A 25,819-nucleotide genomic window follows, 5' to 3' on the forward strand; every position below is an offset into this window, starting at 1 on the left:
AGTATTAATTTACGGGTCTCTTATTAAGGGAATTTAAAGCTGAAATAACAGCTTAAATATAATATACGAGGAGATATATTCAATGGAGAAAGAAGCAATACGTGCGGTTGAGGAATATCGTAAAGATTTAAATGCTGGTAACATTGAGAAAATAAATAGTTGGGTATCAGATGATTTTATAGGTTACTTTGGGTATTACAGTGATAGAGACTATGAAGTATACCGAGGCGCTACATATAAAGAAGATAATATTGAAACATTAAAAAGTTATGAAGGACAAAAACCTTATTGGAAATATAAAGATCTAACACATATTTTAAGAACAGAGAATGAACTGATTTTATCTGCAATTGTAGATTTTTATTTGCAAGATAAAAAAGTAGCATCAGTTTTAGCGATGGAAGTTTTTAAGAAAGAAATGGCTGGGTGGAAGTTATATAGACAGCATATGGAAAGATATGCGTTATAATTTGAAAAATAAATGATGATAAAAGTGAAAGGATGTAAACGCCCTTATAAGAGTGTTTACATCCTATTTTTTTATTTTTAATTCTGAATTATTAGAATTATAATATACGTATGGAATAAAATAATTTTTTGTATGGAAGTGAGTTGATTATTTGCCAACTATAAAGAAAATAGGGCGCTTTTGTTTTACTGATGATGAGGGATATATTATAAATGATGCACATACTGAAAAAGTTCAACCTATATTTATGGAGGTAATACAAGAAATAAAAAATACTTGTTGTGAATTGTTACAGGATGATTTACACAGTGTTTATATAAGAGGCTCAATTCCAAGGGGGATTGGAATTGAAGGAATTGCAGATATAGATGTAATTATAGTAGTACGAAAGGATCCCAAATTAATAGACTTAAGTTGGCGAAAGAAACTAGAAGTTCAAAGTTTGCAAAAGTTTAATTGTATAACAGGAGTGGAATTGAGTTTTTACAGTGAAAAAGAAGTGATAAATTCAAAGAGTTTTTCTTTTATAAGCTTTATGATACAGACACATGGAGTATGTATATTTGGTGAAGATGTAACATCATCTTTACCTAAATATAAAGTAAGTCAGGAGTTAGCCCATGAACACCTTATTCAACTGGGGAAACAAATTGGACAAGCACGCAAAGAGTTAATACATAATAAAGGCGTGGAAGATATAGAAGATTGTTGTCGTTGGATTATGAAGATAATAATCAGGTCAGGTCTGGCATTGACAATTGAGAGAGAAGGGCTTTATTCCAGAGACTTATATCCTGCATATGAATTATTTAGTAAGCATTTTCCTGAACAAGAAAAAAATATGAGAAAGGCATTACAATATGTAATTGAGCCGATAAATGATATAAATGAAATTTTATTATTTTTAAGTACATTTGGTGAATGGCTAATAGAAAGAGCGGCTGATTTTTTGAATAATATAGATAACTAGAATAACATAAAAATATTATGTAAACAAAAAAAGGGGGAGAAAGTGAAATGAATGTTAGTGTAGGTGGAAATGTAGAAAATATTGCAAATGGGAAATGGAATATAAGATAAGGGGGAATTAAAAATGCTACTAAAAACAATCTACTGTAAGGTGGAAGAAGAGAAAAAGGAATTGTTTTCAAAAGCACAAGAACAATGGCGTGATATACAGCATCTAGATGGTTTTCATGGACAATTTGGTGGATGGCATGAAGATGAGGCATGCGTATTTACTTTATGGGAAGATAGAAGTGCATATCAAACATTTATGAATGGTGCTCACGATAAAATTTATATAAATAGTAATCAAGAAGATACGTTTCTTTCATGTGAAATTGAACTATTTCAAACGTTGTATGATATAGCAGAAGTGCCTTTGAAAGACGTTGTTACAGAAGGATCCTTCGTAAGGGTAGCTGTATGTGATGTAAAGGAAGAAAAAGAAAAGCAATTTTTACATAAACAAGAAACAATTTGGAATAAAGGAATGAAAAATATAAAAGGGATGCTAGGTGGGGTAGTTGGGAAGTCTTTACAAAATGAAAATCGTTACATCGTGTTAACTTATTGGAAAGATGGAATGGCGCATCAAAATTATGTAGAAGAGATTTTCCCTGAGTTGTATAAACTAGCTAATATTCATGAAGATATAGAAGATATAAGAGGTAAACAAGCTATATGTAAGGAAGAATGGCTTGTATATTAAGCACAGAAAAAGTGCATAAATGAATGTATAATAAAGATAATTTCTTATAAACAAGAAATTAATAGAAGACGTTATATACCCTTTCATGTTAATATATTTAAGTTATAATAGGAGGCTTACCCTTTTGTATTGTACGGTAGAAGCAGTGTGAGCTTGAAATTTTTTTAGAAAAGGATGTGCCTAATTTGCGTATCAATAAATTTATTAGTGAAGCTGGAAAAGCGTCTCGACGCGGAGCAGATAAATTAATTAATGAGAGAAGAGTAATTATTAACGGTAAGGTTGCAAAAATTGGTGACCAAGTGAATCCAGGTGATGATGTACGCGTAAATGGAGAGCAACTTCGTATTGCTCGAGATCACGTATATATCGCTTTAAATAAACCAGTAGGTATTACATGTACGAGTGAAAAATCAGTAAAAGGTAATATTATCGATTTAGTGAATCATCCTTTACGAATTAGCCATATTGGACGTCTTGATAAAGACTCAGATGGTTTAATTTTGTTAACGAATGATGGTGATATTGTTAATGAAATTTTACGTGCTGAAAACAAACATGAGAAAGAATATATCGTTTCAGTAGATAAGCCAATTACACCTGATTTCTTAGAAAAAATGGCAGCGGGTGTTAAAATTCTAGGTACAAAAACACTTCCTTGTGAGATCACACAGTTATCAAAATATGAGTTCAAAATTATTTTAACGCAAGGGTTGAATCGTCAAATTCGTCGTATGTGTGAAGCTTTAGGGTATCAAGTATACACGTTAAAACGTACGAGAATTATGAATATTGAATTAAATAATTTACCAGTTGGACAGTGGAGAGATTTAACGAAGAAAGAGAAACGCCGTCTATTTGCAGACTTAAATTACGAACCACAAGAGTGGTAAAATTGAGAAGGAGAAACCAAAAACATTTTTTGGTTTCTTTTTTTATTAAATAAAAAATCTTTTCCAAACACTTGCAAAAATAAAATGAATAAGATATAGTAAATAACAATTAATGGATGTATTAAAAAAAGCAAAGAAAAGGACACGAGTTATTTTCCCCGGTTATACAGAGAAGGAAGGAAAGCTGAGAACTTCCTAACGCAGAAAAATAACTTACCACCTTAGAGCTGCACTAGGGAAACGAAGTATCTAGTGCCGTGTAAGCGACGTTATCGCAAAAGAAGCCATTATGTTTTTTGTGATGGGAATCTGGGTGGAACCACGGATATAAGCATATTCGTCCCTATTTTAGGGATGAATATGCTTTTTTGCATTCAATTTCATAATAAGCGAAGAAAAGGACACGAGTTATTTTCCCCGGTTATACAGAGAAGGAAGGAAAGCTGAGAACTTCCTAACGCAGAAAAATAACTTACCACCTTAGAGCTGCACTGGGGAAATGAAGTATCTAGTGCCGTGTAAACGACGTTACCGTAAATGAAGCCATTATGTTTTTTATGATGGGAATCTGGGTGGAACCACGGGTATAAGCACGCTCGTCCCTATTGTAGGGATGAGTGTGCTTTTTATTATGAAATGGAGAGATGAAAAATGAAAGAACAAATGATTGAAATTAAATTTCCAGATGGTAGTGTGAAAGAATTTGTAAAAGGAATTACTTTAGAAGAAATTGCTGGATCTATTAGCAGTAGTTTAAAAAAGAAAGCAGTCGCAGGGAAAGTAAATGATGGGTTATATGATTTACGCCGTAATATTGAAGAAAATGCGGAAGTAGAAATCGTTACTATAGATTCAGATGAAGGTGTAGAAATTGCAAGACACTCTGCGGCACATATTTTAGCGCAAGCTATAAAAAGAATTTATGGTAATGTAAACCTTGGTGTAGGACCGGTAATTGAAAATGGATTTTATTATGATATGGACCTTCCAAGTAGTGTAAACGTAGAAGATTTACGGGAAATTGAAAAAGAAATGAAAAAGATCATAAATGAAAATATAAAGATAGAACGAGTTGAGGTTTCTCGAGAAGAAGCAGCTAAACTGTTTCAAGAAATGAACGATCGCTTGAAATTAGAACTTTTAGAAGCAATTCCTAGTGAGGAAAGTGTAACACTATATAAGCAAGGTGAATTTGTAGATTTATGTAGAGGACCACATTTACCATCTACAGGTTATTTGAAAGCCTTTCAATTAACTCACGTTTCCGGTGCATATTGGCGAGGAGATAGTAACAATCAAGTGCTTCAGCGCATATATGGTGTTGCATTCTCTTCCCAGAAAGAATTAGAAGAGTATTTACATTTCGTTGAAGAAGCAGCAAAAAGAAATCATCGTAAATTAGGGAGTGAGCTTGAGTTATTTATGTTTTCTGAAGAGGCTCCGGGAATGCCGTTTTATTTACCGAAAGGTCAAATTATTCGTAATGAATTAGAAGCTTTTTTAAGAGAAATTCAAAAAGAATATAATTATCAAGAAGTACGCACTCCATTCATGATGAACCAAGAAGTATGGGAAAGATCAGGGCACTGGGGACATTATAAAGATAATATGTATTTCTCAGAAGTGGATAATAAAAGTTTTGCATTAAAACCGATGAACTGCCCAGGTCATATGTTAATGTTCAAAAATAAATTGCATTCTTATCGCGAATTACCGATTCGTATGTGTGAGTTTGGTCAAGTACATCGCCATGAATTTAGTGGGGCGTTAAACGGATTATTAAGAGTACGTACTTTCTGCCAAGATGATGCACATTTATTTGTAACTCCAGAACAAATTGAAGATGAAATCAAATCTGTAATGGCGCAAATCGATTATGTATATAAAACTTTTGGATTTGAATATGAAGTAGAACTTTCTACTCGTCCAGAAGATTCAATGGGTGATGATAAGTTGTGGGAACAAGCAGAAGCGGCGTTAGCAAATGTATTACATTCATTGAATTGTAAATATAGACTAAATGAAGGTGACGGTGCATTTTACGGACCGAAAATTGACTTCCATATTAAAGATGCTTTAAATAGAAGTCATCAGTGCGGAACAATCCAGTTAGATTTCCAAATGCCCGAAAAGTTTGATTTAAATTATATAGATGAGAAGAATGAAAAGAAAAGACCAGTTGTCATTCACAGGGCAGTATTAGGATCTTTAGATCGTTTCTTAGCGATATTAATTGAGCACTTTGGAGGCGCATTCCCGGCATGGGTAGCGCCAGTTCAAGTGAAGGTCATTCCAGTTTCGAATGCAGTCCATGTACAATACGCAGATGAGGTTGCGGATAAATTAGCACAAGCTGGTGTTCGTGTCGAACGAGATGTACGAGATGAAAAATTAGGATATAAAATTAGAGAAGCACAAATGCAAAAAATTCCTTATGTACTTGTTATTGGGGATAAGGAAATGGAGAACGGAGCTGTAAATGTACGTAAATATGGGGAAGAAAAATCAGAAGTTGTTGAACTAAATGGATTTGTGGAAAGTATGAAAGAGGAAATAAATAATCGGAAATAGAGTTTAAAGAGAAAACACACCAATTCATAATGGTGTGTTTTCTTTTTTACCTTACAAAAATGTAAGGTAAATGTAAGCGAAATCGAAGGAACGAGTTGTAGAAAGATGAGAATATGAAGTAGGAAATAGGTTCATGTTATCTGTATAACCTTTTTAGTTTGAAGAATTAAAAAATTCTTAATAATTTACATGAGAAAAAGATAAGAAATGTGTGAGAAATTAAATTTATACAAAAGGGATGGAGTGAAAGAGATGTCAACAAATGTAGTTACTGTAGAAAGTGTAGAAAAAACGTATGGGAAAAGAAATGAGAATCAGTCAAAAGCATTAAGGGGTGTGTCATTAAGTATTAAAGAAGGGGAATTTGTAGGGATTATGGGTCCTTCTGGATCTGGAAAGACGACTTTACTGAATGTGATTAGTACATTGGATCAAGCGACAGGTGGCAGTGTGACAATAGCTGGTACAAATATTACTTCTATGAAGGGGAATGCATTATCAGATTTTCGATCTCAAAAATTAGGGTTCATCTTTCAAGATTTTAACTTACTAGAAAACTTATCAATTTATGAAAATATTGCTTTACCACTTTCTCTGCAAGGTGTACCTTCAAGTGAGATTACTGGAAAGGTAAATGAGGTGGCGAAGAAATTAGGAATTACTGAAATTTTAACAAAATATCCAACTGCTGTTTCTGGTGGACAAAAGCAAAGAACAGCGGCAGCACGAGCTTTAGTACATAATCCAGCAATCGTATTAGCAGATGAACCGACAGGAGCGCTTGATAGTAAAAATGCAAAAAGCTTATTAGAAGCGATGTAAGATTTACATGAAAATCACAATGTAAGTATTTTGATGGTGACACACGATGCATTTAGTGCCAGTTATTGTGAACGTATTTTATTTATTCAAGATGGTCTTTTATATAAAGAATTAAAGCGTCAAGGAACGCGAGAAAGTTTCTATCAAGACATTTTAGGTGTGCTCGCTCATATGGGCTCAGCTGCTGAGTCTAAGTAGGGGGGAGAGACTATGTTATTCAAATTATCACGTCATAGTATGAAAAAAATGTTAAAAGATTATATGGTTTTACTTATCGGTCTCGTTATTAGTATTAGTATTTTTTACATGTTCCAAACGATGGCGATGAATAGTGAATTTACGAAAGATAATAGTCTTATTAGTAGTATAAGACTCGTATTCTGGGTAGGTGCAATACTATTATCTTTCATTACAGTATTTTATATTATATATGCCAATTCTTTCTTACTCACATTAAGAAGAAAAGAACTCGGTATGTACATGATGCTCGGAGCGAAAAAGAAAAAAGTAGCACAATTATTATTTATTGAAACATTCGGTATGGGTATTGTTAGTATTATTATCGGGATTTTAGTAGGGATGTTACTTGCAAGTGTAGCAGGAAATTTTTTAATGAATGGTATGGAAATTTCAGCAAAGGGTAGTTATTCATCTGTATATACACCAGCAATCATAGTTACAGCTATATTAGAATTAATACGTGAAGATGAAACACTAGATGAAGTGAAGAAAAGTAAAACTCGCATTATTATAATGACTGTACTTGGTGTATTACTAGTAAGTACAGGGTACTATTTTATGATTAACGTAAAAATATATGCTGAATTTGGTTTTATAATAGCGACAATCGTTACAACGCTTGGAACATATTTTATCTTTAGTTCATTGCTCCCATTTTTTGTGATGAAAATTAAAGGGAATAAAAAGCGAAATGAAACGGGCTTAAATAGTTTTACATATGCACAGCTACGCTTTCGAGTAAATAGTTTATCGAGAGTATTAGGTACTGTAACAATGTTAATTGCATTAGGAGCAGGTGCGATGACAGCAGGTATGGCGTTCCAAAAAAATGTAGATATTATGACAGACTTCTCACGTGTGTATGATGTCGTAATTCATGATCCGAATGAACAAGATACAGCTGCATTAAAAGAAATGGAAATTGTGGAAGAAAGCAAGTACAAGTATAAAGTAGATGGAGAAACGGTTTATTATTTACGTAACGATTTAACTGCGAAACCGCCACTTGTTTCAGACCACTTTGATACAAAAACTTTAAAAGAGCCTGTTCGTAAACGTGTGACTGAACCTTTAACTGAACCTGTATATTCTGCTTTAGAGGCTCCTGAATTAGCAAAATTCCCTCGTATGCCGAGAGATTGGGAAGATGCAATTGTAAGAGAAATACAAATTACACATAATCAATTTAACGGAAAACCTGTAAGAATTGCAGATGAAGCACATTATAAAGGAATTCAAGGAACAGAACACATTGTAACATTAGCAAAAGTAGATGATATGAAAAAGTATAAACCGTTGTTGATCGAAATAGATAAGAGACAAAAAGAACAAATTGAAAAAACAACAGGTGCAAAAGTAGACTTATTTACGAAAATGACAATTTATCAATTTATGAACAGTTTCATGAGCGGAACAATGTTTATGGGATTTTTCCTCGGAATTGCCTTTTTAGCAATGATGGCAAGTTCCCTTATGTTCAAAATATTAACAGGTGCTTCTCGTGATGTACGCCGTTATGAAATGTTACGAAAGATCGGTGTGAGACGTAGTATGTTAACGAAAAGTATATATAAAGAAATTTCATATTTATTTATCTTCCCAGCAATCATTGGTATTTCTCACGTGTTAGTAGGGCTTAACTTATTTAGTTTTATATTAGTTGACCCGTTTGTAAAAGTGTGGGTGCCAATTGGGATTTTCTTAGTCATTTATTTCATCTATTACTGGATAACTGTTCAATTGTATAAAGGAATGGTAATGCCGAAAGAAGAAGTAGCTAAATAGTTTATGAAAAGAGTCCTTGTTTGAAAACAAGGGCTTTTTTCTATATTTGTAATACCTGTGATTAAGTTTTTCTACGATTAATGTATTGAAAATTAAGAAAATATTAAGAGTTTATATAGCGGAATGTTAAGAAGTGTATGGGATATTATTAATGTAGTTTTATAGAATTAAATTGTTATTTTTACAAATTTATAAGAAAGGATATATCCTATGAAGAAGATAAAAAAATTAATAACATTTATTGGAGTCATAACTACACTAACATTAATAGTAGCACTAGTATTTCCTACATGGACTTCGCAAATAAAAGGAAAAAACAGTATAAGTACATTAGAACAAATAGAGATAAATGGAAGTAGTCATGAAATTATGATACGCGGCAAAGATAAGAACAATCCAGTTATTATTTTTGTACATGGTGGATCTGGTTCTTCAGAAATACTATATGCTCAAAAGTATCAAAAATTATTGGAAGAGAAATTCACCGTAGTTAATTATGATCAAAGAGGAAGTGGGAAATCGTATCATTTCTTTGAGGACTATTCAAATCTTACATCAGATCTTCTTGTAGAGGATGTATTAGCTATGACAGAGTATATTTCAAAACGTATGGGAAAAGAAAAGGTAATATTAATTGGTCATTCTTACGGTACATATATTGGAATGCAAGCTGCTAATAAAGCACCTGAAAAATACGAAGCGTATGTTGGGATAGGGCAGATGAGTGATACAGTAGAAAGTGAAATGGATAGTTTAAACTATGTAATTGAACAGGCACAAAATGCTGGGAATACAGATGAGGTTTCCTATTTAAATGGATTGACTGAAAAAATTAAAAATGGCGATACATACACTCCGCGAAATTATGTTGCGAAATATGGTGGAACATCAAGACTCATTGAAAATCCAAATGGTGATAACATCGGGATGTTACTTAGTAATGAATATAACTTGTTTGACGTAATTCGTTATAACGTTGGATTATCACACTCTCAGACTGTCTTATTAGAAAAAGATTTAAAGAATCCATTACCTACTAAGGTGAAAAAACTGAAGTTACCGTTTTATTTCCTTATGGGGAAATATGACTATAATACTTCATTTCATGCGGCAAAAACATATTTTGATACGATTGAAGCAGAGAAAAAAGAATTTATTACTTTTGAAAAATCCGCGCATTATCCGCAATTTGAAGAGAAGGAAAAGTTTTATGAGTGGATGTCCGATACATTTGTAAAATAAATAAAGTGTATCCAAACTATAGAGAATTAAAAAGTTAGCGAGATATATCATTACATGAAGCGAAGTTAAATAAAAAAGACTCTTGTATAGATAACAAGAGTTTTTTATTGTTCTTTATATAGAAGGAAAAGATTGGATAATGGTCGAAAAATATAATATAACTTCCGAGAAATGACTAAAATAATACTATTTTGTCGAGAGAAAGGATACGAAATATGAAAGAAATGCTACAGTTATTTCGCAACAAAGTGTATGCACGATTTTTTCTAGCGAATATTTTAGAACGACTCGGTTCTATGATTGCTGGAATTTCTTTAATGTTTTACTTGTTAGATCAATACGGAAAACAACCAGTTTACGCAACAATGACGCAAATTATGATTGCGTTACCTGCATTAATCTTTTTTCTATTAGTAGGGACAGTAGTGGATCGTTTTGATAGACAACGTATTTGTACGATAAGTAATATATGTTGTTCGCTCTGTAATATTGGAATCCTAATTTCGCTTTATTACGGGATGATTATACTTGTCTTTATATTTTTGTTTTTGGAAAATGCATGTATACAATTTTTCTCTCCATCAGAACAGTCGATGATACAGGGAGTGGTTGAATCAGACCAATACGGTGCAGCAGCGGGTATGAATCAAATGGTAAATAGTTTGTATGCTTTGTTTGGTGTAGGAATTGCAACGATGGTGTACTGGACTTTTGGAATTTACGGGAGCATTTTAGTAAATACGCTCACTTTTATTATGAGTGGTATTTTGATTCAAACGATCTCCATTCCAGAAAAAGTTCGTTTACCAAATGGGAGAACAAAATGGAAAGAAGTTAATTTGAAGATGTTAATAACAGAGTTTAAAGAAGGGATCAAGTATATATACCAAAATGAAACTTTAAAAAAATTACTTTTAGGATTTATCGTGTTTGGTTTATTAAATGGTATTTTAAGCGTATCTACTACTTACATATTAAAATACAAATTGGCACCAGCAACGTATGAAAGTTTAGCAATGGTGGGCGGTGTAGTTGGAGGGATTTCATTATTAATTGGAAGTATAGTAGCAACGAGTATAGGTAAGAAATATGCTCCTAAACCTATTATTGTATTTGGTATGGCAGGTTCAGGGATCTTCTTCGGTATGTGTTACTTTGTAAATCACGTATGGTCTTTTTATGTATGTATCGCTTTTGCGACTTTCTTTTTACCGTTTATTAATGTTGCAATATCGGGCTGGATGTATGAAATTGTAGAAGAGTCATTCATGGGGCGTGTACAAAGCTTGCTTAGTCCATTAACGACAGGATTCCAGCTTTTATCTCTCGGTGCGATAGCGATGTTATTCCCAAAATGGATTCTTGCAGATACATTGTATATTATTTTATTTGGTTTATTATTGTTTGTTACATGTTTATATCAAGCTATTTTACCAAGTGGGCAAAAGCAAGTACATACAGTAGCTAAAGAGATGTGATATATTTAGTTTTTTATTTCTGAATATTCTATCGTATGGTAAGGGGAAATTGTTATGTTGATGCGAATGGTTAAGTGGTGTGGGATTACTTGTTTACAACTAGTAGCTGCAATTTTATGTATAATCTGCCTAGGAGCGCTACCACGTTTATTTAAGGGATTACAAATTGATTTAATCGGTTTTTGGAATACGATTGTATTTCTTGGAGGGAAGTTACTTCAACCGGGTGAAATTACATATGGATTTCGGGATTCAAGAAAATTATTTCCGCAAATATGGATTCATTATATTGAAACGATGATTGTATTTCTTTCAGCTTTTTTACTCTCTTTGCTTATAGCGTATATACTTGTCATTTGGGTATTACAGCGTTCTCATATGAAACAGAAAATGTGGAACGGGATTTTTCTTACGCTTGAGAGTATACCAGATATATTACTTATTTTATTATCGCAACTTCTTGTCGTAATTATGTTTCAAAAAACAGGAGTTATGCCGATCAAACTGGCTGGATTAGGGGAAGAAAGGATACGTTTGTTACCAATTATATGTCTTACAATACCAACAACATTATTGTTTATTAAACTGTTGTTATTACGGTTTAAAGAAGAATTAGAGAAAGATTATAGTTTATTTGCTAAAAGTAAAGGGCTTAGTTTAAGACATATTTTAACACATCATATTTCAAGAAATGTTTTGTTAACAACGATCTATTATGCAAAAACAAATATTTTATTTATGTTATCAAATTTATATATTATTGAATGGATATTTAATACGTACGGTATGTTTGTTTTTGTAAAAGAAAATTCGAAATTAGAAATATTTACAGTGAGTCTAGTAATATTATACGTACCGCTTTTTATACTGTTTCGTTTATTACATACGTTCTTACAAAATGTTATAAAGGAGCGTGTGTAACATGTGGCAAGTTGTAAAAAGAGATGTGAGATTTTGGATAGGTATTACTTTTTTGAGTGTACTAATGATTGTTAGTATTGGATATACGTTGTTTTTTGATGGGAATATTCGTGAACTTACGATGATGTATAACGAAAAAGGGGAACTAGAGGCAGCTCCATTTGCACCATCAAGTAAATTTTGGTTTGGAAGTGATGTGAAAGGTCGTGACCTTGTTCAATTAATAATAGAAGGTGCAAAATGGACAGTTGGTGCAAGTATAATTATAGCGATTTTACGAGTTATAGTTGGAGGGGGAATTGGTTTACTTCTTGGTATGTATGGTAAACATTCTTTTCCAGTTATTTCATCCTTTTTTGATCCTTTTAGTATTGTACCGATGGTTATGATTTCTTATTTTATGTTAAATGAAGTATTAACGTTTGATAGTGGAGCAGAAGTTGTGCCGTTATATTTGCGTGTGGCATTTCAAATTATAGTTCTTGTATGTCTCGCTGTACCCACAGTGATGTTGTATGTAGCGCAAGAAGTAAAACGTATTAAGAAAGAAGAATTTATGTTGGCAGCCACTGTGCTCGGCGGTAGTAAGTGGCAGAGGTTGAAGCGCCATATATGGCCTCATATGTTACCACCATTTCTTTTATTAGTAGCACAATAATTTGTAAGTACGTTATTACTTCTTTTACATCTTGGTTTGTTACAATTATTTTTTGGCGGAACAATAACCTTCAGTGGAATGGATCCAGATAGTGTAACAAAAGAATGGACTGGCCTAATTGGTCAAAACTTCCGCCATTTAACTACACATACATGGATTGTACTTATACCGATTGCTTTTTATAGTATGACAATTCTCGCAGGAAATCTAGTTAGTAATAGTATGCAAGATGCGATTAAGTTAGGAAATACGAGAAGGCCAGAGCGGAAAGGTAGAGAAGTGCAAGCAGAGAAACAAGTACAACCAACTACGAATGACTTTTCTTTTTATAGAGAGATACAAAAATAAAAAGATAGCTGAAAGCAACTTGTTTTCAGCTATCTTTTTCTGTTTATAGTGGTGGTAAATCAATCTTACCTTCTTCAAATAATTCTTTTATCATATGCTTCGTATAACCAGCAGCTTGACCAAATGTGATTTTTGCTGGCATTGGTGCTTCGTTAGCATCTACAACTACATCGATAATACATGGTTTGTTTTGTTTTACTGCGTTTTCAAAAGCTGGGAGTAATTCATCTATATGTTCAACGCGGTATCCGATACCTCCACACGCCTCTGCATATTTTGCAAAATCAGGGTTCGTTAAGTCTGTTTCGAATTCGATATTACCCATGACTTCTTGCTCGAATTTAATCATCGCAATTTTATTATTGTTTAATACGACGACAACAATTGGTAGTTTATATTTAACAGCTGTTACGAAGTCGTTCATTGTCATTCCAAAACCACCGTCACCACAAACTGCAAATACTTGTTTATCCGGGAATGCAATTTTTCCAGCAAGAGCACCAGGTAAACCGCAACCAAGTGTTGCGAGCCAGCTAGAAATGATAAATTGTTGATTTGTCATACGGAAGTGCCTTGCTGTCCATACTGTTACATTTCCGACATCGACTGATAGAATTGCGTCATCATGTGCTACTTGCTGCAGAGCATGCATAACGCGTTGTGGTTTAATTGGAATGGAAGAGTCTTCTTCTTGATCGTGTAATTTTTCTTCCCACTTTTTCATCATGTCTTGGTAATGTTCTAAGAAGGAATGGTCTGTGTGTTCTTCAACATTTTCAATTAACCATCGTAAAGTTTTTTCAGCATCACCAGCTAAACCAATATCTGTCGCATAACGTTTCCCAATTTGGGCAGGATCTGTATCGATATGAATTGTCTTAGCTTTTTCAGGTAAGAAACCGGTGAACGGATAAGAAGTACCAACCATAATTAAAGTATCTGCATGCTTCATTGCTTCATAAGAAGGTTTCGTTCCGATTAATCCTAATCCACCAATACAAAGAGGGTGTTCATCTGGAATAACGCCTTTAGCTGGTAATGTAAGTACGATTGGAGCACCAATATGTTCTGCAAATGCAAGTAAAGATTCTCTCGCATGTTTTGCTCCTTTACCAGCTAAAATAACAGGTTTTGTCGCTGCATTTATTGCGAGTTTTGCTGCATCTAAATCTTCTTTTTGTGGAAACAACTCAGGCAAAGTAAAAGAAGTATTTGTAATACGAGCACCATTTTTTACTTCGAATTTCGGGACATCATCTGGAATTGTAAGAACGGATACACCTTTTTTCGTATAAGCCATTCGAATTGCTTGATTCACTACGGCAGGTAGTTGCTCTGCTGACATAATACGCTGGTTATAAACCGCGACATCATCAAACATTCTTTCTAAATTTACTTCTTGGAAAAAATCCGTTCCGAGTAAATCGGTTTCTACTTGACCTGAAATTGCTAGAACAGGGGCTTTATCGAGTTTCGCATCATATAAACCATTTAATAAATGAATAGCACCAGGTCCTGCAATTGCCATACAAACGCCAAGTTTTCCTGTTAATTTCGCATAGGCAGCCGCTGCTAATGCACCAGCTTCTTCGTGGCGAACTTGAATGAATTTAATTTTATCTTGTTTTTTTCTTAAAGCTTCAATGATAGAATTGATGGAATCTCCAGGCATACCGTATATGTGTTCTACGCCCCAGTCAATTAATAAATCAACTAATGCTTCACCGGCTGTTTTTCCAAACATAATTGTTCCTCCTTATAATTAGGTAGATACTATTATGTTTTGGAGAAAAAGGAAAAATATACAAATGATAATATTATTATCTTTAATGATGACCAGCGAATAGTGTAAATACTGTTATTAGTAAAAATCCACTAGATGCCCATGTTAAAAATGAAAGGAAAGAGAGCTGCTTCTTTGCTTTCCAAAGCATTTCATGAATTGTGACATAGCCAAGTGAACCGATAGCACTTCCCATAATGAGTCCTTGTAAATGAAGCGCTTTTCCTTCCATTAAAATGCCAAAAACTGTACCGGTACCGAGAATAAGAGATAGTAATAAAGTTGTTAATAAAAAGGAAATATATTTATGTTTTGTAAATAGAAAGGGGATAATTAATGCTAAGCCTTCAGGAATATGGTGAACGACGATTGCTATTAAAAAAGGTATGGCAGAGTCAGCATGATTAATAAAAGCAGTACCTAAAGCAAATCCACTCGGCAAATTATGAATAAATATAGCGAAAGAGAGAAAAAGGAAAGTTTGCCATGCTTGTTGATCTTTTGTATGTATCATTGGATGGTGACAATAGTTATCTAATAAGCTCATAATTAAAATACCGATAGCCATACCAAGTATAGGTCCAATCATTTCATAACTTGAAAATGTTTCAGGAATAATTTCAAGTAGTAAGAGTCCAAGTAAAATTCCGCCACATAATGCATATAAACGATGCATTTTTTCTTCAATTAGCTGGCGCGTAGCAATGCCAACAGCACCGCCTAATAATAAGCCACCAAATGAAAAAAATGTAACTATCATAGGAATCCATAATCGTTCCATCGTATCACACTCCGATTCTTCCACCTTATTTTTAGCTTACGAAAAGGAAAGTTAGATTAGTCCAAGTAATTGTGTTTGATTATAGAGAAAAAAGTAGTGATTCGTTATAATTTATATATTAAATTTAAGTGAGAAAATGAAAAGGGGAATTGGTTATGCAACAAATTAAAAAAATAGGAAACTCATTTTGGTATATGACACCAGTTTCTGAAACAGATAGACCTATATTAGGAATGGTCATTGGAAAAGAAAAAACGTTAATGATCGATGCAGGGAATTCAGAGGAACATGCACAATTATTTTTAGAAATGTTAAAAGAAAAAAATGTATCGAATCCTGATTTTGTAGCACTAACGCATTGGCATTGGGATCATATTTTTGGATTATCTGTATTACAGAATGCATTAACTATTTCACACGCTGAAACGAAAAAAGAAATGCAGGCAATAGTATCTTATGAATGGACAGATGAAGCGTTGGACGCACGCGTAAAAGAGGGTACGGAAATTGCATTTTGTGCGGATTGCATCAAAAAAGAGTTTGAAGAAAAAGCGAGAAATATTAAAATTATTCTTCCAACCTTAACGTTCCAGGATCAAATTGAATTAGACCTTGGTGAGGTGACCTGCGTGTTAAAACATGTGGGCGGAGATCATGCACATGATTCAGTTGTTATGTACATAAAAGAAGAAAAGATATTGTTTTTAGGAGACTGTATATATGCAGATATTTTTTCTTCGAAGTGGAACTATACGACGAAAAGAACGTTTGCATTAATAGATGAATTAGAAAAATTTGATGCTGAGACATATATTCTCTCTCATGGGGAAGCGATAAATCGAGAGGAGTTTTTACAAGAGATTCGTATGTTAAAAACAGTAGGAACTTATACTGAAATACATAAAGGCGATGAAGGGAAGATAAAGGAAGCGTATAAACGAGACATAGATAGAGAATTAAATGAAGATGAATTAGAAACAATAACGTTTTTTGTAAATGGTTATGAAATGAATAATCAATAAGACACGACATGAATCCAATATAATTAAATTGCACAAAAAGAGTATTGAAATTTAATTCAATACTCTTTTCAATACTTAAATATGTAGTTTCAACCAAATTCTAAATGGGGAATCATTGTCTGGAGGGGTGTCATTCTATGTGTTTTTCGTATAGATAGTGGTTCAAGTAGAAGCCTTCCTTGCTAATTCAGTTATATATTTGAAAAATCCATTGTGGTTTACATCATATACTACATTTACAGGTCGCCCACCATCAAATTCCACTGTACGCCCCTGGCTTGGTCCGTATGTATGAACGATACTATTAATCGTTTGAGTTTTTGCGAGGTTAGTGTTTCCGACAAGCGCAGTTGTTAGTACATCCCACAAGTAGTAAGTAGAGTTCGTTGAAAAGTGAACGAGGGGAGGAACCATCGCATAGCATTGGCCAAGGAAGTCTACACCAATATAATTTCGTTCTTTTGCCCAACGTTCACGTATGTCTATAGTTAATGGAACTTGGTTTGTACTTTCTAGTGTCACTAAGTCGATTTCAATTTTTGATTCCCATACACGAGCCACTGCTTCAGGGTCCCAAAATGAATTCCACTCAGCTGTTCCGTCATGCTCTGGTTCATGTACATTGCCTGCGGTAAGAAATGTACCACCCATCCAAACGAGACGTTCAATTTTATCTTCGACTATGGGAGCTTCATATAATGCACGAGCAAGGTCAGTTAGGGGTCCCGTAAATAATAAAGTTGTTTTTCCTTCCGTTTGTAGAAGCGTTTCTATTAAGTGATGATGTGCAGACTTTGCTGCTACAGGTGTTATAACTTTTCCAGCCTCATTTAAAATTGGTAAAGCATCTACATAAAATGCATGCATCCGCCAGTCTTTTGGAAATGGATTTTTCGCACGGGAATTTGATGCGGCTACTTCAATATATTCTTTGCTGAAGCGATCAATAATTTTGCGACTTGCAGATATTGCTGGTTCCAAATAGCAATCAGCAGGGATAACTGAAACACCTGTAAGTTTGACATTATCCATCTGAAGTAATAAAAATAGTGAAATTAAATCATCTACACCACCATCATGATTGAAGTACACTTTTTTCATCATTGTAATCTCCATCCTATTTGATTTAGTTAGAAATTAAACATGCATTGAGGAAAAGTCATCAATAATTTCGACTACTTCAATTTCGCCATTAATGAGTAGCTCAGGGAGTTCGTTATTCACATTTCCTTTCCAATATTCTCTAGCTTGTTCCATTTTTTGAGAAAAAGGAATAGCATCTTCTTTCGGTAAAAGATTCCCGTCACCTTCAAAAGAACTTCCGATTACTCGTAGTTTAACAATCTGCAAAACTTCTCGATTGTAAGAATCAAATAATGCTTTCCATTTTAAAGCATCTTCATAGCTTTTAGCAGCATATAAACAAGACAATCTTGATGGATAATCAGGATATTCTTGCAGCCTAACCATTTCCACAATCGTTTCTCTAATGGCTCTAATTGTTTGATCCATGTAATTCATAACGACTGTAGCATTTTCATTCTTTATATGTAATTCTTCATTTGTATAATGTTCTTTTAAAATTTGTATAGAATCTTTACCATTAGAATTTAAATGTTTTCTTTCAAAAAAGAAGTGGAATAGCGTATTAGTTTGATTTTTATTAAATTGAATGCTTTGTCCAATCTTCATTTTTTTCCTTGTTACGATATGATATACGAAAAATCCTTGTTCATTCATGGTTCTCCTCCTAGTAGTAATGTTTCAATTTAGTAATTCAACATTGAAATATATAAAACCTTTATAAGTAAAAGTGAGAATTTGAGTTGAAAGCAAAGAAAATATATGAAAACGTTTTAAATTTGTTCACAAAATGTTCACTTACGAAGAGGTTTCCAATATCGATATAATGACAAAGACTCAAAGAGAAAGGATGATGAATTTTGCCAACAACAAGAAAGGAAAACCTCCAATTTGGTATGATGATGTGCCTTGGGATGGTTATCGTAATGACGTTTTACAATTTACTAACGAATGGATCAGGAGGGCCAATTCATATTAAGGAGATCGCATTAGAACTACTAATTGGATTTATTATTGCGCTATTAATTGAAATATGTATCGTTGGACCTTGTGCGAAAAAAATTGTATTCATGTTACCGTTTGATAAATCGAAGAAAATAAATATTATAGTTGCGATGGCGACAGCAATGGTAATCGGAATGGTGTTCTTTATGTCATTTTTCGGAATGACTATGATGCATTTACATGGTGGGCTACAAGGGGATTCATTTGTTTCAATATATTTTACAATTTTTATTAAAAATTTCATTATGGCTTATCCATTACAATTAATTATTATGGGGCCACTTGTGCGTTTCTTATTTGCAAAGTTTATTTTGAAGAATAAAGCTGTAAAAGTAGCGTAAATAAATTTGTATTATCTAATTATAAAAATTATATAATGTTAAATGTGGTCTATTGAAAGATTGTAGCATGCATAATGAAGATAATCTAAATCATACGTTTAGTTAGGTGAAAACATTATGAAAATTAAGAAGGTATTATGAGTCAAAAAAATATAAGTAGAGCTATGTGTGAAAAAGAGATTTTAAAGTAAAACAGTGACATATAAAAAGAGGGGTGCAAATGCAACCCTCTTTTTACATTCTATAAGCTTTACCGTGTCAAAGAATATGGTATATGTAAGAGTCTTGATAGGTTTATTGCTTGGATTGAACCAACTTAAAAAAGGATTGTACGTTTTGTGGGCTTGAAAAATTATCAAAGACAATAAAATCGTCTCCATGGTTCATGGTTATTTTTTTGATAAAGGGAATTGCAGACATCTCTAATACAACCCCATCCGTATGACTGAAATCTTCTATTTCAGTATATTTGAATTCCCATTTTAGTCCTTTTCCAAACATAGCATCAGAACAGAACAATAATCTTTTATTTGTAGCAGCTAAAATGCCAGATCTACTGATATAACCAAAATTTATTACGCAGTAGAGTGTAGAAAGAATATCTTCTTCACTGTTTAAGTGTTCTTTTATTGTTCCTAGATTCGCCTTCATGAGCAGGCCCCCTTATTATTGTAAGTAAAGTGTTGTTAAATTTATTTTATCATATATTAACATTTTGAAATTTGTATTATTGAATTTTAGTTGAGGGATGAAAAGGGAAAGAGAATTCTTTTTAGTTTCTAGTACAATAAAGTAAGGAGAATATGAATAGAAATTAAAATATTACTAAATATACGTAACTAATGAATACAATGTCTTTTTCAGTTATTAAGTTGTAAATCATTTTATGATAAAATCTTTTACATAATTTAATAAAGGGGTAGTATTCAATGGGTTATTTCTCAAATGGTTTATTAGTTTTGTTTGTGCTAATCGTATGCAGTTGTATATTTTTTGGTTGATAATATAATGAGAGTCTTACATAAAAGAAGTTATCTCAAGTGAGATAACTTCTTTTTATTTTATGTTGAGAAGGAATTCTATCTTTCTTATTGAAGTTTGTTCTAGTTATTTTCACGTCAATCGCAATTTTCATAAGGGGAATTTTATGAAACATTAACAAACTATAGAATAGGGAGTATTTACATGAAAAATAGTATACACTACACAAGTGAACATCCTACAAAATTTAATGAATTATTAGCTTTATATGAATCTTTAGGATGGAATTCTCTTAAATTAACAGTGAATGAATTAGAACAAATGTGTAAACAAAGTTGGTATGCAATATACGCATTTAAAGAGCAACAATTAATTGGTATGGGGCGTGTTATATCAGATGGTGTAATAACAGGTGTTATTTGCGGTGTATGTGTAATGCCGGAGTATCAGTATATTGGTATTGGAAAAGACATAGTGAAACGATTAATCCATCACTGCGAACAAAATAAGGTTATTCCGCAACTTATGTGTGTGGAAAAATTGCAATCTTATTATGAATCTATAGGGTTTGAAGCATTCTCTATTGGGATGACAAAACATATTATGAGATAGCGGTGCTTTATATTTTCAGTTTACTCGTACATATTTTCAAACTTCAGTTGTAAAGGAGAATTGCTGTATGGAGATTGCTAAAGGAGTAGAAATGTTACAACTTGAGTTTCAAGAATTTATCATTCACCCAATTCTTTTATGGGATGATGAAATGGCAGTTTTAATAGATACTGGTTTCCCTGGACAATTTGAAGATATACAAGTAGAGATGGAGAGAGTTGGGGTATCTGTTGATAAGCTAAAAGTTGTGATTTTGACACACCAGGATATAGATCATATAGGTAGCCTTCCTAATGTATTGGAGAATGGTGTAAGCGATATTAAAGTATATGCGCACGAGTTAGATAAGTCATATATTGAGGGAGATTTACCTTTATTGAAAGATGTACATGTAGAGAATCCACCAAAAGGAAAAGTGAGTGACACAGTGATTGACGGGCAAGAACTTCCGTATTGCGGTGGGATACTAATTCTTCATACTCCAGGGCATACTCCGGGGCATATTAGTTTATATTTGAAACGAAGCAAAATACTTGTCGCTGGAGACTCGATGTATAGTGTGAATGGAGTGTTAGGAGGAGTTCATGCTCCAACAACTTTAAATATTATGGAAGCACGGCAGTCTTTGAAGAAGTATTTAAATCTAGATATTGAATCTGTAGTTTGTTACCACGGGGGATTAAGTAAGGGGAATATAAAGATTCAACTTCAAAATTTGTAAAAGTCGAAGATAATAATTTTTTAATAATGGATGCTAAAGTGTAGTCTAATTGTTGGTATATAAATAAAACACTTAAATGATAAAAAAGCATGTTTGAAGAAATACAAACATGCTTTTTTATTAAAGGAAACCCATGTAATTTTAACGTCCTAATCCGTTCCAATAAAAAGAAACGATTTCTTGTGCTAATTCATCTATATTTGTAAGAATAGGATTGTCATTTTCATCTTTAAAATTCCCAATTGATAATAAAGATACGAATGCATGAGCGGCAAATTTAGGGTTTCCTTTTTGGATTTCTCCAAATTGCATCGCTTTAGCGAGTGCTTTTTCTAACACTTCATACATGCTATCTTCAGCTTTTTTTAATTCCTTCAATTGTTCTTCAGATAACGACAGTTTTGCATCTTTCATAAAGTTTTTCATATCGATATCCATTGTGGCATGTAAGTAAACTTTAGCAAAGTTTAATAATCTCTCTTCTAAAGTATTGTTTGTAGAGAGTATTTGCGACATATTCTCACGTATACGTACCATCATTTGAATCATAGTAGCGGTAAATAAATCTGCTTTTGTTGAATAGTAATAGTAGACGGTTGCTTTCGTAACACCACAAACTTTTGCTACTTCCTCCATAGAAACGACTTGATAATTTTGAGTAAGAAATAACCGAGTTGCAACTTCTAAAATGGTTGCTTTTGTAGATTTTGTATTTTTATTTTGACGAGGCCTTCCAAGAGGGCGTTGTTTTTGTTCCAAATCCATTCGCTCCTGACATGTATTGTTTAGATAATTATAACATAATTTTTATTCATTCTTGATTAATTAACCGACCAGTATATATAATTAATAGTGGAGGAAAAAAGGAAGGTGGGTTTTTTATGAAAAAGCACCCGTTATATATGTTAGGGAGGCTTGTAGCAAGTAAAAATACGCAATGGATCACTTTATCGGTATGGATTCTTATTACATTATTACTTTCATTTACGTTACCACAAGTAAATAGTACGAAAGAACCGAACCCGAAAAATTTACCCGAAACAGCTATGTCGCAGCAAGCGGAAGCACTTATGAAAAAAGAGTTTCCGAATAATGCGGGGAATCCGTTGTTAGTAATATGGTATAGAGATGGTGGATTACAGTCACAAGATTATAAACTCATACAAGACGTTTATAAAGAGTTAAAAGCTAGTCCTTTAAAGGAACAATCAACGTTACCACCATTTGATACAATCCCGGAACAAGTATTATCAAAAAGTGCTTCAAAAGACGGTACATCATTTGTTACACCGGTATTTTTTAACAAGTCGGCTGGAACAGATATATTAAAAGGAAATCTTGAAGATTTAAGAAACATAGTGAATAGTAAAGTCGATGAAGATCCATTCAAACGAAAAATTAGTGACGCTGGTTTACATGTTCGATTATCTGGACCTGTAGGCATTCAAACGGATGCAGTTAGCTTATTTAGTCAAGCAGATGTGAAATTGTTAGTTGCTACTGTATTACTTGTATTGGTTTTATTAATCTTATTGTACCGCTCAACAATATTAGCGATTTTACCTTTACTTGTTGTTGGCTTTGCATACGGCATTATTAGTCCTACACTCGGTTTTTTAGCTGATCACGGATGGATTAAAGTCGATGCCCAAGCGATATCAATCATGACAGTGTTATTGTTCGGTGCTGGAACGGACTATTGCTTATTTTTAATTTCGAGATATCGGGAGTACTTGTTAGAAGAAGAAAGCAAATATAAGGCGCTGCAACTTGCAATTAAAGCTTCTGGTGGTGCAATAATAATGAGTGCGTTAACAGTTGTACTTGGATTAGGAACATTATTACTTGCTCATTATGGTGCCTTCCATCGATTTGCAGTACCATTTAGTGTTGCTGTATTTATTATGGGAATCGCTGCTTTAACAATTTTACCAGCGTTATTATTAATTTTCGGTAGAGCTGCATTCTTCCCGTTTGTACCGAGAACAACTTCGATGAATGAGGAATTAGCAAGAAGGAAAAAGAAAGTAGTAAAAGTTAAAAAATCAAAAGGTGCCTTTAGTAAAAAACTTGGAGATGTTGTAGTACGTAGACCGTGGACAATCATTATGCTTACTGTATTTGTATTAGGTGGATTGGCATCATTTGTACCACGTATTCAATACACGTATGACTTATTAGAATCGTTTCCTAAAGATATGCCTTCACGCGAAGGGTTTACGTTAATTAGTGATCATTTTTCAGCTGGTGAACTAGCGCCAGCAAAAGTTGTTGTTGACACGAAAGGAAAAGAGCTTCCTATTAAACAAGAACTAGAGAAATTTTCTTTCGTAAAAACAGTGAAAGAGCCAAAAGAGGGGAAAGAAAATAAGCAAATTAAAATGTATGAGGTTTCTTTAGCTGAAAATCCATACTCAATTGAAGCATTAGATCAAATCCCTAAATTGAAAACTCGTGTAGAAAAAGTATTAAAAGATGCTGGGGTTAGTAATGCAGAAGATCGACTATGGATTGGCGGAGAAGCGGCTTCATTATATGATACAAAGCAAATTACAGAACGTGATGAAGCGGTTATTATTCCAGTAATGATTAGTATTATAGCTTTATTATTACTTGTTTACTTACGATCAATTGTCGCGATGATTTATTTAATTGTAACTGTTGTTTTATCATTTTTCTCTGCATTAGGAGCCGGATGGATATTACTTCACTTCGGTATGGGGGCACCGGCTATTCAAGGTGCAATACCGTTATACGCATTTGTATTTCTAGTTGCTTTAGGTGAAGATTATAATATCTTTATGGTTTCAGAAATATGGAAAAACAGGAAGACACAAAATCATTTGGATGCAGTAAAAAATGGTGTTATACAAACAGGTAGTGTCATTACATCTGCAGGTTTAATTTTAGCCGGAACTTTTGCTGTATTAGGAACACTTCCAATTCAAGTGCTCGTTCAATTTGGTATTGTAACAGCAATTGGTGTATTACTAGATACGTTTATTGTAAGACCACTACTTGTACCGGCAATCACAGTCGTTTTAGGCCGCTTTGCTTTTTGGCCAGGAAAACTTTCAAGGAAGAGTGAAGAGATACAAAAAGTGGATGCGTAGTTGAAAAAGCCAAGGATATTTTCCTTGGCTTTTTTCAATGTAATTAATTTTTTGAAGTCAAATCATCAGATGCAGCATGATCAGCATCTTCAATATCGGTTTCTGGCATTCCATATAAGCCGTTCATTGCTTGTTCTTCGATAGTAAGATTGGCAGTATTATTATTTTGAATAGGTGTAGCGTTTTCGATAACATTTTCTTTTTTATTTATATTTTTGTTATTCATGTATGAATCCTCCAAATTTTATTTGATTTATTTATAGTATGTGGATGGATTTCCAGAAATATGTGAATTGATTCTTATAGATGTAATATAATTAAATAAACAATTAGGGTGAAATGTAAACTGTTAGGAGTGAACAATTATGGTGAAAGCAAGGAAATTAGCCTCCTAAAATAAAAAGAAAATTTTAGGAGGCTATTAAAATGAAGTTTCATGTAATTGATAGAGAAAATTGGAATAGAGAGCAGTATTTTGAGCATTATTTAAAGTTGAAATGTACATTTAGTATGACTGTTAATGTTGATATCACGATGTTATTAGAGGAAGTATATCAAAAGGGAGTAAAATTTTATCCCGTTTTTATATATTTAATTTCTAAAGTAGTAAATAATCATAAAGAATTTCGAACATCTTTTAATGATGAAGGAGCTTTAGGCTATTGGGAGGAAATGATCCCGAGTTATACAATCTTTCATAAAGATGATAAGTCTTTTTCAAGTATATGGACGGATTATTCAAGTGATTTCCGCACTTTCTATAAAAATTATGAAGACGATATGAGATACTATGCTAGTGTCCATGGTCTTTTCACGAAAGAAAATACTCCGCCTAATGTATTTCCGATTTCTAGCATACCTTGGACTAGTTTTACTGGATTTAATCTTAATATTAGTAATGATGCTGATTATCTATTACCTATTATAACTTGTGGGAAATATTTTAATGAAAAAAATAAAGTTATGCTACCAGTTTCATTGCAAGTACATCATTCGGTTTGTGATGGATATCATGCAAGTCGATTTATAGAGGATTTACAGGAGTTAAGTAATAGTTGTAACGAGTGGCTGAAATAAAAACTAATTTTAAATTATATACAAGTGAAAATAAATAATAGAAGAGATCATGTTTATATTGCATGGTCTCTTTTTTATTCATCTAAAGAACAGTGGAAAATATAGGTTGATTTGTAGTTTAATAATAAGTAGAGTGATTAATTTTAATTTTCTTTATTT

The 25,819-nt window shown here is 33.1% G+C and carries 22 protein-coding genes, 2 pseudogenes and 2 other annotated features; of the genes and pseudogenes, 17 read left to right on the plus strand and 7 right to left on the minus strand.

Annotation, left to right across the window (positions count from 1 at the left end):
• Positions 1–82 precede the first annotated feature (82 nt).
• The 11 genes and pseudogenes from PDQ33_RS19535 (at position 83) to PDQ33_RS19585 (ending at position 13,141) form a co-directional block, all read left to right on the plus strand.
• On the plus strand, positions 83–469 hold the full coding sequence (locus PDQ33_RS19535; protein ID WP_000409891.1) for a DUF4440 domain-containing protein: 387 nt from the start codon (positions 83–85) through the stop codon (positions 467–469).
• Between the two features lie 151 nt (positions 470–620).
• Positions 621–1,439: a hypothetical protein gene (locus tag PDQ33_RS19540; RefSeq protein WP_061130753.1), complete on the plus strand. Its 819-nt coding sequence runs from the start codon at positions 621–623 to the stop codon at positions 1,437–1,439.
• A 123-nt stretch (positions 1,440–1,562) separates the two neighbouring features.
• Positions 1,563–2,183 (plus strand): YdbC family protein, encoded by a 621-nt coding sequence (locus PDQ33_RS19545; RefSeq protein WP_061130754.1) that lies wholly within the window; start codon positions 1,563–1,565, stop codon positions 2,181–2,183.
• 185 nt (positions 2,184–2,368) lie between these two features.
• Positions 2,369–3,076 (plus strand): 23S rRNA pseudouridine(2604) synthase RluF, encoded by a 708-nt coding sequence (rluF, locus tag PDQ33_RS19550; protein WP_001222168.1) that lies wholly within the window; start codon positions 2,369–2,371, stop codon positions 3,074–3,076.
• A gap of 124 nt (positions 3,077–3,200) precedes the next feature.
• Positions 3,201–3,424 (plus strand) — a binding site (T-box leader).
• A gap of 35 nt (positions 3,425–3,459) precedes the next feature.
• Positions 3,460–3,683: a binding site (T-box leader), on the plus strand.
• A gap of 44 nt (positions 3,684–3,727) precedes the next feature.
• The gene (gene thrS, locus PDQ33_RS19555) at positions 3,728–5,647 is read left to right on the plus strand and encodes a threonine--tRNA ligase (RefSeq protein ID WP_000663066.1); all 1,920 of its coding nucleotides are present in this window, start codon (positions 3,728–3,730) and stop codon (positions 5,645–5,647) included.
• 252 nt (positions 5,648–5,899) lie between these two features.
• Positions 5,900–6,667: pseudogene (locus PDQ33_RS19560) on the plus strand (ABC transporter ATP-binding protein).
• Positions 6,668–6,679: 12 nt separating this feature from the next.
• Positions 6,680–8,494, plus strand: a complete 1,815-nt coding sequence (locus tag PDQ33_RS19565) for an FtsX-like permease family protein (RefSeq protein WP_270756477.1) — start codon at positions 6,680–6,682, stop codon at positions 8,492–8,494.
• Between the two features lie 210 nt (positions 8,495–8,704).
• Complete coding sequence (locus PDQ33_RS19570; RefSeq protein ID WP_270756476.1) at positions 8,705–9,736, plus strand: alpha/beta hydrolase; 1,032 nt, start codon at positions 8,705–8,707, stop codon at positions 9,734–9,736.
• Positions 9,737–9,942: 206 nt separating this feature from the next.
• Positions 9,943–11,214 carry an MFS transporter gene (locus tag PDQ33_RS19575; RefSeq protein ID WP_255254330.1) on the plus strand — a complete coding sequence of 424 codons (1,272 nt, stop codon included), beginning with the start codon at positions 9,943–9,945 and terminating at the stop codon, positions 11,212–11,214.
• 54 nt (positions 11,215–11,268) lie between these two features.
• On the plus strand, positions 11,269–12,135 hold the full coding sequence (locus PDQ33_RS19580) for an ABC transporter permease subunit (protein WP_000929038.1): 867 nt from the start codon (positions 11,269–11,271) through the stop codon (positions 12,133–12,135).
• A gap of 1 nt (position 12,136) precedes the next feature.
• Positions 12,137–13,141, plus strand: a pseudogene (locus PDQ33_RS19585) (ABC transporter permease subunit).
• A gap of 43 nt (positions 13,142–13,184) precedes the next feature.
• On the opposite strand, the gene PDQ33_RS19590 reads toward PDQ33_RS19585, so the two are convergent.
• Positions 13,185–14,885 (minus strand): pyruvate oxidase, encoded by a 1,701-nt coding sequence (locus PDQ33_RS19590; RefSeq protein ID WP_000467231.1) that lies wholly within the window; start codon positions 14,883–14,885, stop codon positions 13,185–13,187.
• 82 nt (positions 14,886–14,967) lie between these two features.
• On the minus strand, positions 14,968–15,705 hold the full coding sequence (locus PDQ33_RS19595; protein WP_000440593.1) for a ZIP family metal transporter: 738 nt from the start codon (positions 15,703–15,705) through the stop codon (positions 14,968–14,970).
• 155 nt (positions 15,706–15,860) lie between these two features.
• Here PDQ33_RS19595 and PDQ33_RS19600 point away from each other — a divergent pair, with 155 nt between their 5' ends.
• On the plus strand, positions 15,861–16,727 hold the full coding sequence (locus PDQ33_RS19600) for an MBL fold metallo-hydrolase (RefSeq protein ID WP_001184077.1): 867 nt from the start codon (positions 15,861–15,863) through the stop codon (positions 16,725–16,727).
• A gap of 162 nt (positions 16,728–16,889) precedes the next feature.
• On the opposite strand, the gene PDQ33_RS19605 is transcribed toward PDQ33_RS19600, so the two are convergent.
• Together PDQ33_RS19605 and PDQ33_RS19610 are read right to left on the minus strand one after the other, a co-directional pair.
• Positions 16,890–17,831, minus strand: a complete 942-nt coding sequence (locus PDQ33_RS19605; protein WP_061130756.1) for a nucleoside hydrolase — start codon at positions 17,829–17,831, stop codon at positions 16,890–16,892.
• 33 nt (positions 17,832–17,864) lie between these two features.
• Positions 17,865–18,467 (minus strand): DUF2441 domain-containing protein, encoded by a 603-nt coding sequence (locus tag PDQ33_RS19610; RefSeq protein WP_001005240.1) that lies wholly within the window; start codon positions 18,465–18,467, stop codon positions 17,865–17,867.
• A gap of 203 nt (positions 18,468–18,670) precedes the next feature.
• Here PDQ33_RS19610 and PDQ33_RS19615 point away from each other — a divergent pair, with 203 nt between their 5' ends.
• Positions 18,671–19,156 (plus strand): hypothetical protein, encoded by a 486-nt coding sequence (locus PDQ33_RS19615; protein WP_001143424.1) that lies wholly within the window; start codon positions 18,671–18,673, stop codon positions 19,154–19,156.
• A 294-nt stretch (positions 19,157–19,450) separates the two neighbouring features.
• On the opposite strand, the gene PDQ33_RS19620 is transcribed toward PDQ33_RS19615, so the two are convergent.
• Positions 19,451–19,807 (minus strand): PH domain-containing protein, encoded by a 357-nt coding sequence (locus tag PDQ33_RS19620; protein ID WP_000646618.1) that lies wholly within the window; start codon positions 19,805–19,807, stop codon positions 19,451–19,453.
• Positions 19,808–20,341: 534 nt separating this feature from the next.
• Between PDQ33_RS19620 and PDQ33_RS19625 the strand changes: the two genes are divergently transcribed.
• Together PDQ33_RS19625 and PDQ33_RS19630 are read left to right on the plus strand one after the other, a co-directional pair.
• A complete protein-coding gene (locus PDQ33_RS19625) occupies positions 20,342–20,749 on the plus strand; it encodes a GNAT family N-acetyltransferase (protein ID WP_000797950.1) in 408 nt (135 codons plus the stop codon).
• 67 nt (positions 20,750–20,816) lie between these two features.
• Positions 20,817–21,470: an MBL fold metallo-hydrolase gene (locus PDQ33_RS19630; RefSeq protein ID WP_061130757.1), complete on the plus strand. Its 654-nt coding sequence runs from the start codon at positions 20,817–20,819 to the stop codon at positions 21,468–21,470.
• Between the two features lie 141 nt (positions 21,471–21,611).
• Here PDQ33_RS19630 and PDQ33_RS19635 read toward each other — a convergent pair whose 3' ends face one another.
• Complete coding sequence (locus PDQ33_RS19635; RefSeq protein ID WP_000435998.1) at positions 21,612–22,229, minus strand: TetR/AcrR family transcriptional regulator; 618 nt, start codon at positions 22,227–22,229, stop codon at positions 21,612–21,614.
• A 122-nt stretch (positions 22,230–22,351) separates the two neighbouring features.
• Here PDQ33_RS19635 and PDQ33_RS19640 point away from each other — a divergent pair, with 122 nt between their 5' ends.
• The gene (locus PDQ33_RS19640) at positions 22,352–24,583 is read left to right on the plus strand and encodes an MMPL family transporter (RefSeq protein WP_270756475.1); all 2,232 of its coding nucleotides are present in this window, start codon (positions 22,352–22,354) and stop codon (positions 24,581–24,583) included.
• 43 nt (positions 24,584–24,626) lie between these two features.
• Here PDQ33_RS19640 and PDQ33_RS19645 read toward each other — a convergent pair whose 3' ends face one another.
• A complete protein-coding gene (locus PDQ33_RS19645) occupies positions 24,627–24,809 on the minus strand; it encodes a DUF4021 family protein (protein WP_001060594.1) in 183 nt (60 codons plus the stop codon).
• Positions 24,810–25,009: 200 nt separating this feature from the next.
• Between PDQ33_RS19645 and catA the strand changes: the two genes are divergently transcribed.
• Positions 25,010–25,660: a type A chloramphenicol O-acetyltransferase gene (gene catA, locus PDQ33_RS19650; RefSeq protein WP_000668566.1), complete on the plus strand. Its 651-nt coding sequence runs from the start codon at positions 25,010–25,012 to the stop codon at positions 25,658–25,660.
• Positions 25,661–25,819 lie beyond the last annotated feature (159 nt).

Origin of the sequence: Bacillus cereus group sp. Bc031 (assembly GCF_027716265.1) — a bacterium.
In the GTDB taxonomy this organism is placed as follows: Bacteria; Bacillota; Bacilli; order Bacillales; family Bacillaceae_G; genus Bacillus_A; species Bacillus_A paranthracis.

What these genes read in the sequence shown, in the direction of transcription:
- PDQ33_RS19535 (WP_000409891.1), top strand. Translation starts at nt 83, where the DNA reads ATGGAGAAAGAAGCAATACGTGCGGTTGAGGAATATCGTAAAGATTTA.
- PDQ33_RS19545 (WP_061130754.1), top strand. Translation starts at nt 1,563, where the DNA reads ATGCTACTAAAAACAATCTACTGTAAGGTGGAAGAAGAGAAAAAGGAA.
- thrS (WP_000663066.1), top strand. Translation starts at nt 3,728, where the DNA reads ATGAAAGAACAAATGATTGAAATTAAATTTCCAGATGGTAGTGTGAAA.
- PDQ33_RS19565 (WP_270756477.1), top strand. Translation starts at nt 6,680, where the DNA reads ATGTTATTCAAATTATCACGTCATAGTATGAAAAAAATGTTAAAAGAT.
- PDQ33_RS19570 (WP_270756476.1), top strand. Translation starts at nt 8,705, where the DNA reads ATGAAGAAGATAAAAAAATTAATAACATTTATTGGAGTCATAACTACA.
- PDQ33_RS19580 (WP_000929038.1), top strand. Translation starts at nt 11,269, where the DNA reads ATGTTGATGCGAATGGTTAAGTGGTGTGGGATTACTTGTTTACAACTA.
- PDQ33_RS19590 (WP_000467231.1), bottom strand. Translation starts at nt 14,885, where the DNA reads ATGTTTGGAAAAACAGCCGGTGAAGCATTAGTTGATTTATTAATTGAC.
- PDQ33_RS19595 (WP_000440593.1), bottom strand. Translation starts at nt 15,705, where the DNA reads ATGGAACGATTATGGATTCCTATGATAGTTACATTTTTTTCATTTGGT.
- PDQ33_RS19600 (WP_001184077.1), top strand. Translation starts at nt 15,861, where the DNA reads ATGCAACAAATTAAAAAAATAGGAAACTCATTTTGGTATATGACACCA.
- PDQ33_RS19605 (WP_061130756.1), bottom strand. Translation starts at nt 17,831, where the DNA reads ATGATGAAAAAAGTGTACTTCAATCATGATGGTGGTGTAGATGATTTA.
- PDQ33_RS19610 (WP_001005240.1), bottom strand. Translation starts at nt 18,467, where the DNA reads ATGAATGAACAAGGATTTTTCGTATATCATATCGTAACAAGGAAAAAA.
- PDQ33_RS19620 (WP_000646618.1), bottom strand. Translation starts at nt 19,807, where the DNA reads ATGAAGGCGAATCTAGGAACAATAAAAGAACACTTAAACAGTGAAGAA.
- PDQ33_RS19625 (WP_000797950.1), top strand. Translation starts at nt 20,342, where the DNA reads ATGAAAAATAGTATACACTACACAAGTGAACATCCTACAAAATTTAAT.
- PDQ33_RS19630 (WP_061130757.1), top strand. Translation starts at nt 20,817, where the DNA reads ATGGAGATTGCTAAAGGAGTAGAAATGTTACAACTTGAGTTTCAAGAA.
- PDQ33_RS19640 (WP_270756475.1), top strand. Translation starts at nt 22,352, where the DNA reads ATGAAAAAGCACCCGTTATATATGTTAGGGAGGCTTGTAGCAAGTAAA.
- PDQ33_RS19645 (WP_001060594.1), bottom strand. Translation starts at nt 24,809, where the DNA reads ATGAATAACAAAAATATAAATAAAAAAGAAAATGTTATCGAAAACGCT.
- catA (WP_000668566.1), top strand. Translation starts at nt 25,010, where the DNA reads ATGAAGTTTCATGTAATTGATAGAGAAAATTGGAATAGAGAGCAGTAT.